This window comes from Mesorhizobium sp. P3_A2, assembly GCF_056403115.1.
This window is the reverse complement of record NZ_JBFUGC010000001.1, coordinates 331,247-342,473: the sequence shown is the minus strand read 5'-3', so window position 1 is coordinate 342,473 and position 11,227 is coordinate 331,247. Positions and strand designations below refer to the sequence as shown.

The window sequence follows — 11,227 nt, the reverse complement described above, 5'->3', positions numbered from 1 at the left end:
GTCTTTCCCTTGCGAATCCGGTCTCTCCAGCTGATGGAATTCTCTCCCCAACAGGATGAGGCGCTCAAGGCGGTGGCGCGCTGGCTCAAGGAGGGCCGGCCGCAAATCTTCCGGCTGTTCGGCTATGCCGGCACCGGCAAGACGACGCTGGCGCGCTATTTTGCCGAGCATGTCGACGGCCAGGTGCAGTTCGCCGCCTTCACCGGCAAGGCCGCGCAGGTGCTGCGCTCCAAGGGCGCGGTTAATGCCCGCACCATCCATTCGCTGATCTATAGGCCCAAGGGTGAGGAATCGGTTGCCGACGAGGTGACCGGCAAGACCTCGATGTCGCCAACCTTCTCGCTCAACCGGCAAAGCCCGATCTCGCGCGCCAAGCTGGTCGTCATCGACGAATGCTCGATGGTCGACGAGCAGCTTGGCCGCGACCTTCTGAGTTTCGGCACGCCGATCCTGGTGCTCGGCGATCCGGCGCAGCTGCCGCCGATTTCGGGCGGCGGCTTCTTCACCGAACACGAGCCCGATGTGCTGCTCACCGAAATCCACCGACAGGCGCGTGACAATCCGATCATCCAGCTGGCGCTCGACGTGCGCGAAGGCCGCGAGTTCATGCGCGGCGACTACGGGACCGCGCAGGTGATCGGCAAGGAAGACGTCACCCAGGAGCTGGTGCTGAAGGCAGATCAGGTGCTGGTCGGCACCAACCGCACGCGCCGCCGCTACAATCAGCGCCTGCGCGAGCTGAAGGGTTTCAATGCCGATTATCCGCAAGCCGGCGACAAGCTGGTCTGCCTGCGCAACGACCCCGCCAAGGGTCTTCTCAACGGGTCGCTGTGGAAGGTGATGACCTCGTCGCGCGAGACGGTGAAGCCCGGCATCAACCTGCTGGTCTCGCCCGAAGAGGACGATCCCGACCGCGGCGTCGCCAAGATCAAGCTGCTCAAATCGGCATTCGAGGATCCGGACGCCGACATCCCCTGGCAGCAGAAGAAGCGCTTCGACGATTTCGACTATGGCTACGCGCTGACTGTGCACAAGGCGCAGGGTTCGCAGTGGAACGACGTCGTGCTGTTCGACGAGAGCTGGGCGTTCAAGGAAACCCGCCAGCGCTGGCTTTACACCGCCATCACCCGCGCCGCCGAGCGGCTGACCATCGTCAGATAGCTGGCGTCAGCTAGCAGCTGGCGTAGCAGGGCTGAGTGGCGTCGCGCCCAGCCAGCGCCATGCGTCCGCTTCGTCCTCGGCCTTGAAATGCCTGAACTCGATGGGTGACGACGCCGAAAGGAAGCTTTGCGCATCCGCTATCCAATTCGGCTCGCCGATCGTCGCGCAGCGGGCGACATGCTGCAGGGCGTGCACCGTGCCCTGTTTCAGCGTCTCGTCGGCGACATCCGCCCAGTCGACGCCCTCGTGATCGACCAGCCGCATCAACACGTCGATTCGCGGGTGAAGCGCGTAGGCGGCCTCCAGCAATCCAAAGAGATTTTCACCGTCTGCCGCCGAGATATGGCCGACAACGTCGATGGCGAAAAGATCCTCTCGGTCGGTCTCGATACGGCGGATCGCCGGCACGGATTGGAGAAAATTCATTGGCTGGGCCTCCCTCTGCGAGCAGATGTCATGACTGGAACACCCGAAACCCCCTGTCTGTTCCCGTCAAAGGCAGTATAGATGCGCTGCCAATCATTTTTGTTTCCATGCATCTCGTTGTCCCAAAACCGCTGCGCACTTTTGGGCGACATGCACTAAGCCGGACCTCACGCCATGCCCGCAAAACTTTCCGTCAATCTCAACGCCATCGCCATGCTGCGCAACCGCCGCGACCTGCCATGGCCGAGCGTCACCGGGCTCGGCCGTCTGGCCCTTGCCGCCGGCGCGCACGGGCTGACGGTGCATCCGCGGCCCGACGAGCGCCACACCAGGCATTCCGACTTGCCTGACATCCGGGCGCTGATCGATGACGAGTTTCCCAAAGCGGAATTCAACATCGAGGGCTACCCTACGGAAGATTTTCTGGTGCTTGTGGAAAAGCACCAGCCCGAACAGGTGACCCTGGTGCCCGACGATCCGGCGCAGGCAACGTCCGACCACGGCTGGAACTTTGCCGCCGAGGCGGCGTTCCTCAATCCCATCGTCAAGCGCCTGAAGAAGGGGGGCTTTCGCGTGTCGCTGTTTTCCGATCCGGATCCCGCCGGCGTGAATGCCGCCCGCGACACCGGCGCCGACCGCATCGAGCTCTATACCGGGCCTTACGGCAGCTGCCATTCCGATTCCGCCAGGGCGCAGAAGGAACTGGAAAGATTGGGAAAAACCGCCGATGCCGCGCTCGCGGCCGGGCTCCAGGTCAATGCCGGGCACGATCTGGTGGTTAACAACCTGCCGGCATTGGCAAAGCGCATCCCGGCATTGGCCGAAGTGTCTATCGGACATGGGTTGACAGCCGATGCGTTGGAGTATGGCATGGCCGGCACGGTGGGGCGGTTCCTCAGGGCATGCGGATGGTAAAGGCCAGATGGCTGGCATTACCGCATATCAGCCATTACGTGAGGGCTCTTGATATTGCATCGCAGCAAGCGTAGAGCACCGCGCGCTTATCGGAGTGTCGTCCATGGCCCTTACCAATACTGGTAGTGAGGCAGAACCCGTCGAACAATCGAGCCATCCCGAAATCGAACAGCATAGCACCAAGGTGCTGATGCTGGGCGCGCTCGGCGTGGTCTATGGCGACATCGGCACCAGCCCGATCTACGCGTTCCGCGAGGCCCTGGTGGCGTCGTCCGGCGGCGAAGTCGCCGACCGCGGCGATATTCTGGGCGTGCTGTCGCTGATCATCTGGTCGCTGACGATCATCGTCACCATCAAATACATCATGTTCGTGCTCAGGGCCGACAATCGCGGCGAGGGCGGCGTGCTGTCACTGATGGCGCTGGCGCGGGGCAGTTTCCCGGCGCGCTCGGCGATTATCCTCGGTGTGGGCATCGTCGGCGCGTCGCTGTTCTTCGGCGACGCCGTCATCACGCCGGCGATTTCGGTGCTGTCGGCCGTCGAAGGCATGAATGTCGTCACGCCGGCCTTCCAGCCCTATGTCGTGCCGCTAACGCTGGTTATCCTGGCGATCCTGTTTTCGGTGCAGCGATTCGGTACCGGCGGCGTGGCGCTGATCTTCGGCCCGATTACCGCGGTCTGGTTCCTGGCCATCGGCCTTTCCGGCCTCAACCACATCATCGCCGATCCGGAAATCCTGTGGGCGGTCAGCCCGCACTACATCGTCGCCTTCCTGATCAATTCGCCCGACGTCGCCTTCGTCACCATCGGCGCCATCTTCCTCGCCGTCACCGGCGCCGAAGCGCTTTATGCCGATCTCGGCCATTTCGGCCGCAAGCCGATCGTGCTCGCCTGGCTGGCCGTCGTGTTTCCCTGCCTGCTGCTCAACTATGCCGGGCAGGGCGCTTTCGTGCTGGCCAAGAACGGCGTGGTCGGCCATCCGTTCTTCGAGATGAACGAAGGCTGGACACTGATCCCCATGGTCGTATTGGCGACGGCGGCGACGGTTATCGCCAGCCAGGCGGTCATATCAGGCGCTTTCTCGCTGACCCGGCAGGCGGTGCAGCTCAACATGCTGCCACGCCTCGAAATCCTGCACACGTCGGAACGGCAGTCCGGCCAGATCTATATGCCCCGCGTCAACCTGTTGCTGGCGCTGGTGGTGATGCTCCTGGTGGTCGGCTTCGGCGAATCGAGCAAGCTGGCGTCGGCCTACGGTATCTCGGTCACCGGCAACATGCTGGTGACGACGGTGCTGCTGTTCGTCGTCATGACGCGCATCTGGAAATGGCGGCTGTGGGTAGCGGTCGCAATGACGGCGGTGTTCGCTTTCATCGACGTCGGCTTCTTTGCTTCCAACATCGTCAAGGTGTTCGAGGGTGGCTGGGCCTCGCTGGCGGTGGCCTTCACCATCGTGCTCGCGATGTGGACTTGGGTGCGCGGCAGCCGCTATCTGTTCGACAAAACCCGCCGCAACGAAATCCCGCTCGATTTCCTCGCCGGCAATCTGTTGAAGAAGAAGCCGCAGCTGGTGTCCGGCACGGCCGTGTTCCTGACCAGCGATCCGCAAAGCGCGCCAACCGCGCTGATGCACAGCCTGAAGCACTACAAGGTGCTGCACGAGCAGAACGTCATCCTCTCGGTGGTGACGGCGCCGCAGCCGCTGGTGCCCGACAGCGAGCGCGTGAAGATGGAGACGGTCAACGATCTGTTCATGCGGGTGACGCTGACCTTCGGCTATATGGAACAGCCCAACATTCCGCGCGCGCTGGCGATCTGCCGCAAGCAGGGCTGGAAATTCGACATCATGACGACGTCGTTCTTCCTGTCGCGCCGTTCGCTCAAGGCCTCGCCCAATTCCGGCATGCCGGTGTGGCAGGACAAGCTGTTCATCGGGCTGGCCCGCACCGCGGCCGACGCGACGGAGTACTTCCAGATCCCCACGGGGCGCGTGGTCGAGATCGGCACGCAGGTGGCGATCTGACAGAAAGGCCGTGCCCGAAGGCACGGCCTTTGACGTTTTGCGCTACGGCGTAGTTCTACCCAGCCAGTGCAGTCTTGTTCGCTTCGAGAAACTGCTTCAACGTTTGCGGCTTGCGGCCTGACAGCGTCTCGATCGCGTCGGTCACCATGGCGATGCGGCCGGAGCGCGTGTTGACGTCGAAGGACACGACGACGTCAGCGAAATCCTCGGGAACGCCGGCTGCCTTTACACCTTCGGTCAGCGCCTCATCCGGAACCTGAATGACTTCCAGCGGCTTGCCGGTAACCTCGCTTACCAGCGCGGCAATCTCGGCCGTGGTGTAGGCATGCGGACCGGTCAAGGTGTAGGTCATGCTGTCGGTCGAGCCGGAAGCAAGACCGGCGGCGATCGCTGCTGCCATGTCGTCGCGTGCGCCGTGGGCGATGCGGCCTTCGCCGGCGGACGTATACCAGCGTCCCGAGGCGATCGCGTGCGGCAGTGCCAGGAACAGGTTCTCCTGGTACCAGCCGTTGCGGAAGATCGTATAGGGAATCCCGCTCCCCTTGATGGCCTGCTCGGTGCTGTAGTGGTCATCGGCAAACAGGACCGGCGATACCGGCTCCGGATTGGGCATCGAGGTGTAGAGCAAATGCGAAACGCCGGCGTTTCTGGCCGCGGCGACGGCATTTTCGTGCTGCTTCAGGCGCCTGCCGCTTTTGAGATCGAGATCGCCCGTCGAAATGATCAGCACCTTGTCGGCGCCCTTGAATGCGGTTTCCAGCGAGGCCGCGTCGTTGAAGTCGGCGGCCCTGACGACAACGCCGCTCGCCGCCAGATCAGCCAGGCTTTCGGGATTACGCGTGGTGGCGATGATCCGCGCCGGCGGAATTTTATGCGTGTCCAGGAGATAGCGGATGACGCCGCGGCCAAGCTGGCCGGAGGCGCCGGTGACGAGAAGGGTTTCGGTCATCGGAGATCCTGATTTTGCGCCGATGTGGCGGGTGCTCTGGTGGTCTCAAAAAGAGACCAGCACTAAAATAGGAATTGACCCGGTGCCGTAAAGAAGGCAGTTTTTCGGGAGGTAGGCACGCGCAGGGAACCAGCCATGGACGGCAAGGTCATCAATCTGAAATCGAAGATGGAGATCTACAAAGCGATCAGCGACGGCGGCAATATTGCCAATTGTCCGGTTCGTGATGTCATCCAGGGCGTCAGCGGCAAATGGAGATCGCTGCTGATGATGGCATTGGCTGAACAACCCTATCGCTTCGGCGAGTTGCGGCGCCTTGTGCCCGACATTTCGCAGCGCATGCTGACCCAGACGCTGCATGATTTGCAGCGCGATGGCTACGTGCATCGTGAGGTGTTCCCGACCAAGCCACCGGGCGTCGAGTACAGCCTGACCGATCTCGGACGCTCGATGTTCGGCGCCTATCATCAATTGATCTTGTGGGCCGAGCTCAACCACGATGCGGTGCGCGAGGCACGTGCTGCCTTCGACGCCGGTGGTTGATATTTTGGTCCGTGCCGCAATGGCTTGATTTGGGAGGGTCGCTGAAGGATTGTCCGGCCATTGGTTGGGCGGGCAATGGAAAAATCTCTCGACATCGCGATTGCCGGCGCCGGCCCGGCAGGGCTGGCCACGGCGCTCTATCTCAAGCGCGCCGGGCATAACGTCACTATCTTCGAACGTTTCGAGGAGCCGAAGCCGGTCGGCTCCGGCCTGATCCTGCAACCGACCGGCTTGAGCGTGCTCGCCGACCTTGGCCTGCTCGACGACATCTTGGCGCTGGGCAGCCGCATCGAGCGTTTGCATGGCGCCGATGCCAGCACTGGCCGCACCGTGCTCGCCGTGCGCTACGATGCGCAGCCCGGCGGTCGCTTCGGGCTGGCGGTGCACCGGGCGGCGTTGTTCAACGTGTTGTTCCACGCCGCGCAACGCCAGGGCATCGCCATCGAAACCGGCGTCGAGATCGAGGCGCTGGAGGTTGGCGAGCGGGCGAACCTGGTCTTCGATAAGGGCCGAAGGGCAGGGCCGTTCGACCTCGTCGTCGACGCCAGCGGCTCGCGCTCGAAACTGCGCCAGAGCCTCAACGATCCGGCCGAGCCCCGGCCGCTTGCCTATGGCGCATTCTGGGCATCGCTCGGCTGGCGCGAAGGGTTCGATGAAAATGCGCTGCTGCAGCGCTACGACAAGGCCAGCGTGATGATCGGCGTGCTGCCGATCGGCCAGCCGCAGCCGGGCGCGGAAAAAATGGCGGCGTTCTTCTGGAGTCTCAAGCCGGCAGATGTCGAAAGCCTGCGCGCGGCGGGGCTCGACGCCTGGAAGGCGAGGCTGGTCTCGCTGTGGCCAGAGTGTGAAGCGTTTACCAGTCAGATCGACAGTTTCGACCAGCTGTCGCTGGCCCGCTACGGCCATCACACGATGAAGCTGCCGGCCGGCCGGAGGCTGGCGGTGATCGGCGACGCCGCGCATTCGACCAGCCCGCAGCTCGGGCAAGGGGCGAACATGGCGCTGCTCGATGCGGCAGCACTCGGCCATGCGCTGGCACAAGCGGGCAGCGTCGAGACGGCGCTGGAGACCTACGCCCGGGCGCGGCGCTGGCATGTGCGGATCTTCCAGCTGCTGTCGCTGGCGCTGACGCCATTTTATCAATCGGACTCCCTGGCGATGCCATTCTTTCGCGACAGGCTGGTGGCGACCATCGCAAAAATCCCGCCAGTGCCAAGCGTGCTTGCCTCGATGGTGGCCGGCACGCTGATCGATCCGTTCAGGCGGATCGGGCTAAAGGAGGCGCGCTGGCGAGATCATCCGGCTGGATCAGGGTCGAGAGAAACGAATTTCTCGCCCGCAGGAATTGACGCAGGCGTTGCGGATAGTCCGGTGCCACCGCGCCCTTGACCGAGGCGCGTTCGCTCAACGCCTTGCGCCAGGCCTGAACCAGCGGCTTGCCGTCCAGCATGCCGAAACCGCCGATCCGGTCGAAGGCCTCAAAATAGCGGAAGACCGGGCCATAGACGGCATCGACGAGGCTAAAGCGCTCGCCGTTGAACCACGGTCCGGCCTGGTCGGCCAATTCGTTCTCCAGACGATCGAACATAGCCGACAATGCCGAGGATTCCGTCAGGAAGGCGGCCTCGGTGGACGCCGAGTAGAAGCGGCCGATGGCGTTCAGCGTCGCCGAACCGAACTCGATCCAGGCACGGTGCCGGGCGCGGGCGTGAGCGTCGGCGGGGTGCAGCGGATTGCCTTGCGTCTCCTCGAGGAATTCGAGGATGACGGCGGATTCGAAAATCACCGTCTCCGCGCCATTGGACTGCACGATGAGCAGCGGCACCTTGCCCAAAGGCGAGATCGCCTTGAACCAGTCCGGCTTGTCGGCGAGGTCGATGGTGACGCGCTCGAACGGCACGCGCTTTTCGGTTAGCGAGATCGCGGCGCGCTGGACATAGGGGCACAGATGGTGGCTGACGAGAGTGAGCTTGTCGGTCATGTCACTCACCCCAGACATAGTTCAATGCGCCGTCCTCGACGCGCGTCGACAGGAACATCAGGCGGGATGCTTTGGGCGCCGGACCTTCGAGCCGGTCGCCTGATGCCATGTCGAAGGCGGCGCCGTGCCATTGGCAGACGAATTTGCCGTCCTTGCAGTCGAGCGGCCCGCCGAAATGCAGGCAGACATTGGCGGCGGCGCGGATGCGCTCGCCACTGCGCCAGACATGGACTTCGCGGCCGAAGAAGGGTGCGATCAGGCTGCCCGTCTGCGGGACGTCGGCGACTTTGCAGATTTCGTGTTTCATGGAATTCCTCGGGTGATTGATGCAGTTGCATGAATATAGATGCGGATGCATCAATCGTCAAGCTTGATGCAATTGCATCTATCGTCTAGGATGAGCCATGATCAAAACAGCCACGCCTTCGCCCGAAGCCATCAAGGCCTGGGCGCGCCTGATGCGCGTTTCGCGCCAATTGATCGAACAGGCCGAACAGGCTTTGAAGGACAGTGGCTTGCCGCCGCTCGACTGGTACGACGTGCTGCACGAGCTTGCCGAGGCGGGCGAGGGCGGGCTGCGGCCGTTCCAGCTGACCGAGCGCACTCTGTTTGCGCAGTACAACATCTCGCGGCTGCTGGCGCGGCTCGAGGCTGATGGGCTGGTCGAGAAGCTGAAGGTCGCCGATGACGGCCGCGGCCAGACCATCCGCATCACTGCCAAAGGGCGCGAGACGCGGCGGCGGATGTGGGCGGTCTACGGCCGCTCGATCGCGGAACTGGTCGGCGCCAAACTCTCGGCGGATGAGTTGAGCACGGTGTCGGCATTGCTGGGGCGGCTGCGTCATCCGCCGGTTGCGGATTGATCCTTGCCGTCCGGCAAGATCCGGCCGATGTCAGGCCAGATGGCTGCCCCAAAGAAAGGCCAGCGTCGCCAGCACGCCCAGTCCCGCGCGCACCAGGTGCAGGGTGCCCCACTTGACGATCAGGGCTCTGGCTTGCGGATTGTCGGCGCTTGCGTCCATCGCCTCCAGCACCTTGTTGGTCGGCAACATCACCATCAGCGTCCACGGCCAGGGCAGGATGATCAGAATTGCGCCGAGCAGAAAGGCGAAGCCACCGGTCTGCCACCAGGCGATCAGGCCAAGAAGGCAGGCGACAATGGCAATCGAGGCCTGCATGGCAGCGCCGCGCTTGTAAGAAGGCTGCCATTCCCTGAGCAGCGCCTTGTGATCGAGGCCAAGCCGCGCCGGCTGCTCTGCGACGCTGACATAGATGGCGGCGCCGGAGAACACCGCCGTGACCGTCAAGGCAAGCAATCCGGTCAGCATCTTCTTCCCCCGGCAAACGGTCCAGCGGCGAACCGTTGAGACAGAAATAGGGCTTGCAAGGCCAAGGACAATACGGCATAGAACGGCGAACCGTAACGTACGGTACGGCTTGCTGCAATTGTTGGCTTGCCTGCCGCCGAGGAACGACCGTGTTGCAGGCAAGCGCCGACATCGACACCAGCGCGACGCTGACGGAGCGGCAGAAGGCCGTTCTGGACGCGGCCTTGCGCCTGCTGGTCGAGGAGGGCGACAATCTGACCATGACCGCAGTTGCGCGCCGCGCCAGCTGCTCCAAGGAAACGCTCTACAAATGGTTCGGCGACCGCGACGGGCTGCTGACGGCGACGGTTCAGTGGCAGGCCTCGAAAGTGCGCGTGGTGCCGGTTGACGGTGAAAAACTCGATCTTGCCTCGCTGACGGCAAGCCTTGAAGGCTTCGCCTCGGACTGGCTGAAGGTGATTTCGAGCGACACGTCGATCGCGCTGAACCGCGTAGCGGTTGGCCATGCCGGCTCCGGCAAGGATGATCTCGGCGCCATTGTGCTTGAGAATGGCCGCTTTGCGCTGGCCAGGCGGCTGAAGCCTGTGCTTCTGGCCGGCAAGCAGGCCGGGCTGCTCGACTTTACGGATGCCGAAACGGCATTCCGCAGCTTTTTCGGGCTGGTCGCCCGCGATGTGCAGATCCGTCTCCTGCTCGGCGACCGGCTGGAATTGACTGAAGCGGCGATCGGCGGCGATGCCGTCAGGGCAACGCAACAGTTTCTCGCTCTTTTCGGAGCAAAAACCGGCCGTGAGGCCACCGATCTATAAAAACGGGAAGGAAGACCAAAATGCGTGTCTATTACGATCGCGACGCCGATCTCAACCTGATCAAGGGCAAGAAAGTCGCCATCATCGGCTATGGCAGCCAGGGCCGGGCGCATGCGCTCAATCTCAAGGATTCCGGCGCCAAGGAGATCGCCATCGGCCTCAAGGCCGGCTCGGCGACCGCCAAGAAGGTCGAGGCCGACGGGCTCAAGGTGATGAGCGTGGCGGACGCCGCCAAATGGGCCGACCTGATGATGATGGCGACGCCCGACGAATTGCAGGCCGACATCTACAAGAACGAGATCGCCCCGAACATCCGCGACGGCGCCGCGATCGCCTTCGCGCACGGCCTCAACGTGCATTTCGGCCTGATCGAGCCCAAGTCGACCGTCGACGTCGTCATGATCGCGCCGAAGGGCCCCGGCCACACGGTGCGCGGCGAATACCAGAAGGGCGGCGGCGTGCCGTGCCTGGTCGCCGTCAACCAGGACGCATCGGGCAATGCGCTCGATCTCGCTCTGTCCTACGCCTGTGGCGTCGGCGGCGGCCGTTCTGGCATCATCGAGACCAATTTCCGCGAGGAATGCGAGACCGATCTGTTCGGCGAGCAGGTGGTTCTGTGCGGCGGCCTGGTCGAACTGATCCGCGCCGGTTTCGAGACGCTGGTCGAGGCCGGCTACGCGCCCGAAATGGCCTATTTCGAGTGCCTGCACGAGGTCAAGCTGATCGTCGACCTGATCTATGAAGGCGGCATCGCCAACATGAACTACTCGATCTCGAACACCGCCGAATGGGGCGAATATGTCTCGGGCCCGCGCATCATCACCGCCGAGACCAAGGCCGAGATGAAGCGCGTGCTGAAGGACATCCAGACGGGAAAGTTCACCTCGGAGTGGATGCAGGAATACCGCGCCGGCATGTCGCGCTTCAAGGGCATCCGCCGCAACAATGACAGCCACCAGATCGAGGAAGTCGGCGCCAAGCTGCGCGCCATGATGCCGTGGATCTCGAAGAACAAGCTGGTCGACAAGGCCAAGAATTAATCCGCAATTTCAGGATTGCGACAAAGCCGGCGGAGCGATCCGCCGGCTTTTT

General features: G+C 63.2%; 12 protein-coding genes and 1 pseudogene. 8 read left to right on the top strand and 5 right to left on the bottom strand.

Going from position 1 to position 11,227, the window contains the following annotated elements:
• Nucleotides 1–33: 33 nt before the first annotated feature.
• Nucleotides 34–1,161, top strand: coding sequence for an ATP-dependent DNA helicase (locus AC1DXM_RS01620; RefSeq protein ID WP_112565033.1), 1,128 nt, complete (start codon nucleotides 34–36; stop codon nucleotides 1,159–1,161).
• A 6-nt stretch (nucleotides 1,162–1,167) separates the two neighbouring features.
• On the opposite strand, the gene AC1DXM_RS01615 is transcribed toward AC1DXM_RS01620, so the two are convergent.
• Nucleotides 1,168–1,587, bottom strand: a complete 420-nt coding sequence (locus tag AC1DXM_RS01615) for a SpoIIAA family protein (RefSeq protein ID WP_477231452.1) — start codon at nucleotides 1,585–1,587, stop codon at nucleotides 1,168–1,170.
• A gap of 174 nt (nucleotides 1,588–1,761) precedes the next feature.
• On the opposite strand from AC1DXM_RS01615, the gene AC1DXM_RS01610 reads away from it, so the two are divergent.
• Together AC1DXM_RS01610 and AC1DXM_RS01605 are read left to right on the top strand one after the other, a co-directional pair.
• Nucleotides 1,762–2,502 carry a pyridoxine 5'-phosphate synthase gene (locus AC1DXM_RS01610; protein WP_477231451.1) on the top strand — a complete coding sequence of 247 codons (741 nt, stop codon included), beginning with the start codon at nucleotides 1,762–1,764 and terminating at the stop codon, nucleotides 2,500–2,502.
• A gap of 103 nt (nucleotides 2,503–2,605) precedes the next feature.
• Nucleotides 2,606–4,525, top strand: a complete 1,920-nt coding sequence (locus AC1DXM_RS01605; RefSeq protein WP_477231450.1) for a potassium transporter Kup — start codon at nucleotides 2,606–2,608, stop codon at nucleotides 4,523–4,525.
• Nucleotides 4,526–4,580: 55 nt separating this feature from the next.
• Here the strand turns inward: AC1DXM_RS01605 and AC1DXM_RS01600 are convergent, their stop codons facing one another.
• Entirely contained in the window at nucleotides 4,581–5,474 is an 894-nt protein-coding gene (locus tag AC1DXM_RS01600; RefSeq protein ID WP_477231449.1) for an SDR family oxidoreductase, read from the bottom strand.
• Between the two features lie 135 nt (nucleotides 5,475–5,609).
• Between AC1DXM_RS01600 and AC1DXM_RS01595 the strand changes: the two genes are divergently transcribed.
• Nucleotides 5,610–6,017 carry a winged helix-turn-helix transcriptional regulator gene (locus AC1DXM_RS01595; RefSeq protein ID WP_477231448.1) on the top strand — a complete coding sequence of 136 codons (408 nt, stop codon included), beginning with the start codon at nucleotides 5,610–5,612 and terminating at the stop codon, nucleotides 6,015–6,017.
• 75 nt (nucleotides 6,018–6,092) lie between these two features.
• The gene (locus AC1DXM_RS01590) at nucleotides 6,093–7,406 is read left to right on the top strand and encodes an FAD-dependent oxidoreductase (protein ID WP_477231447.1); all 1,314 of its coding nucleotides are present in this window, start codon (nucleotides 6,093–6,095) and stop codon (nucleotides 7,404–7,406) included.
• On the opposite strand, the pseudogene AC1DXM_RS01585 reads toward AC1DXM_RS01590, so the two are convergent.
• Both AC1DXM_RS01585 and AC1DXM_RS01580 read right to left on the bottom strand, forming a co-directional pair.
• Nucleotides 7,300–7,998: pseudogene (locus AC1DXM_RS01585) on the bottom strand (glutathione S-transferase family protein); the annotation flags it as partial. The gene AC1DXM_RS01590 and the pseudogene AC1DXM_RS01585 sit on opposite strands and share 107 nt — an antisense overlap.
• Nucleotide 7,999: 1 nt before the next feature.
• Entirely contained in the window at nucleotides 8,000–8,305 is a 306-nt protein-coding gene (locus AC1DXM_RS01580) for a Rieske (2Fe-2S) protein (RefSeq protein ID WP_477231446.1), read from the bottom strand.
• 97 nt (nucleotides 8,306–8,402) lie between these two features.
• Here AC1DXM_RS01580 and AC1DXM_RS01575 point away from each other — a divergent pair, with 97 nt between their 5' ends.
• Nucleotides 8,403–8,861: a MarR family winged helix-turn-helix transcriptional regulator gene (locus AC1DXM_RS01575; protein ID WP_477231445.1), complete on the top strand. Its 459-nt coding sequence runs from the start codon at nucleotides 8,403–8,405 to the stop codon at nucleotides 8,859–8,861.
• Between the two features lie 30 nt (nucleotides 8,862–8,891).
• On the opposite strand, the gene AC1DXM_RS01570 is transcribed toward AC1DXM_RS01575, so the two are convergent.
• The gene (locus AC1DXM_RS01570; protein WP_477231949.1) at nucleotides 8,892–9,323 is read right to left on the bottom strand and encodes an anthrone oxygenase family protein; all 432 of its coding nucleotides are present in this window, start codon (nucleotides 9,321–9,323) and stop codon (nucleotides 8,892–8,894) included.
• 155 nt (nucleotides 9,324–9,478) lie between these two features.
• Between AC1DXM_RS01570 and AC1DXM_RS01565 the strand changes: the two genes are divergently transcribed.
• The gene (locus tag AC1DXM_RS01565) at nucleotides 9,479–10,135 is read left to right on the top strand and encodes a TetR/AcrR family transcriptional regulator (RefSeq protein WP_477231948.1); all 657 of its coding nucleotides are present in this window, start codon (nucleotides 9,479–9,481) and stop codon (nucleotides 10,133–10,135) included.
• A 20-nt stretch (nucleotides 10,136–10,155) separates the two neighbouring features.
• A complete protein-coding gene (ilvC, locus tag AC1DXM_RS01560; RefSeq protein WP_013531065.1) occupies nucleotides 10,156–11,175 on the top strand; it encodes a ketol-acid reductoisomerase in 1,020 nt (339 codons plus the stop codon).
• Nucleotides 11,176–11,227 lie beyond the last annotated feature (52 nt).

Coding starts and splice junctions, on each gene's coding strand:
- AC1DXM_RS01620 (WP_112565033.1), top strand. CDS start 34: ATGGAATTCTCTCCCCAACAGGATGAGGCGCTCAAGGCGGTGGCGCGC.
- AC1DXM_RS01615 (WP_477231452.1), bottom strand. CDS start 1,587: ATGAATTTTCTCCAATCCGTGCCGGCGATCCGCCGTATCGAGACCGAC.
- AC1DXM_RS01610 (WP_477231451.1), top strand. CDS start 1,762: ATGCCCGCAAAACTTTCCGTCAATCTCAACGCCATCGCCATGCTGCGC.
- AC1DXM_RS01605 (WP_477231450.1), top strand. CDS start 2,606: ATGGCCCTTACCAATACTGGTAGTGAGGCAGAACCCGTCGAACAATCG.
- AC1DXM_RS01600 (WP_477231449.1), bottom strand. CDS start 5,474: ATGACCGAAACCCTTCTCGTCACCGGCGCCTCCGGCCAGCTTGGCCGC.
- AC1DXM_RS01595 (WP_477231448.1), top strand. CDS start 5,610: ATGGACGGCAAGGTCATCAATCTGAAATCGAAGATGGAGATCTACAAA.
- AC1DXM_RS01590 (WP_477231447.1), top strand. CDS start 6,093: ATGGAAAAATCTCTCGACATCGCGATTGCCGGCGCCGGCCCGGCAGGG.
- AC1DXM_RS01580 (WP_477231446.1), bottom strand. CDS start 8,305: ATGAAACACGAAATCTGCAAAGTCGCCGACGTCCCGCAGACGGGCAGC.
- AC1DXM_RS01575 (WP_477231445.1), top strand. CDS start 8,403: ATGATCAAAACAGCCACGCCTTCGCCCGAAGCCATCAAGGCCTGGGCG.
- ilvC (WP_013531065.1), top strand. CDS start 10,156: ATGCGTGTCTATTACGATCGCGACGCCGATCTCAACCTGATCAAGGGC.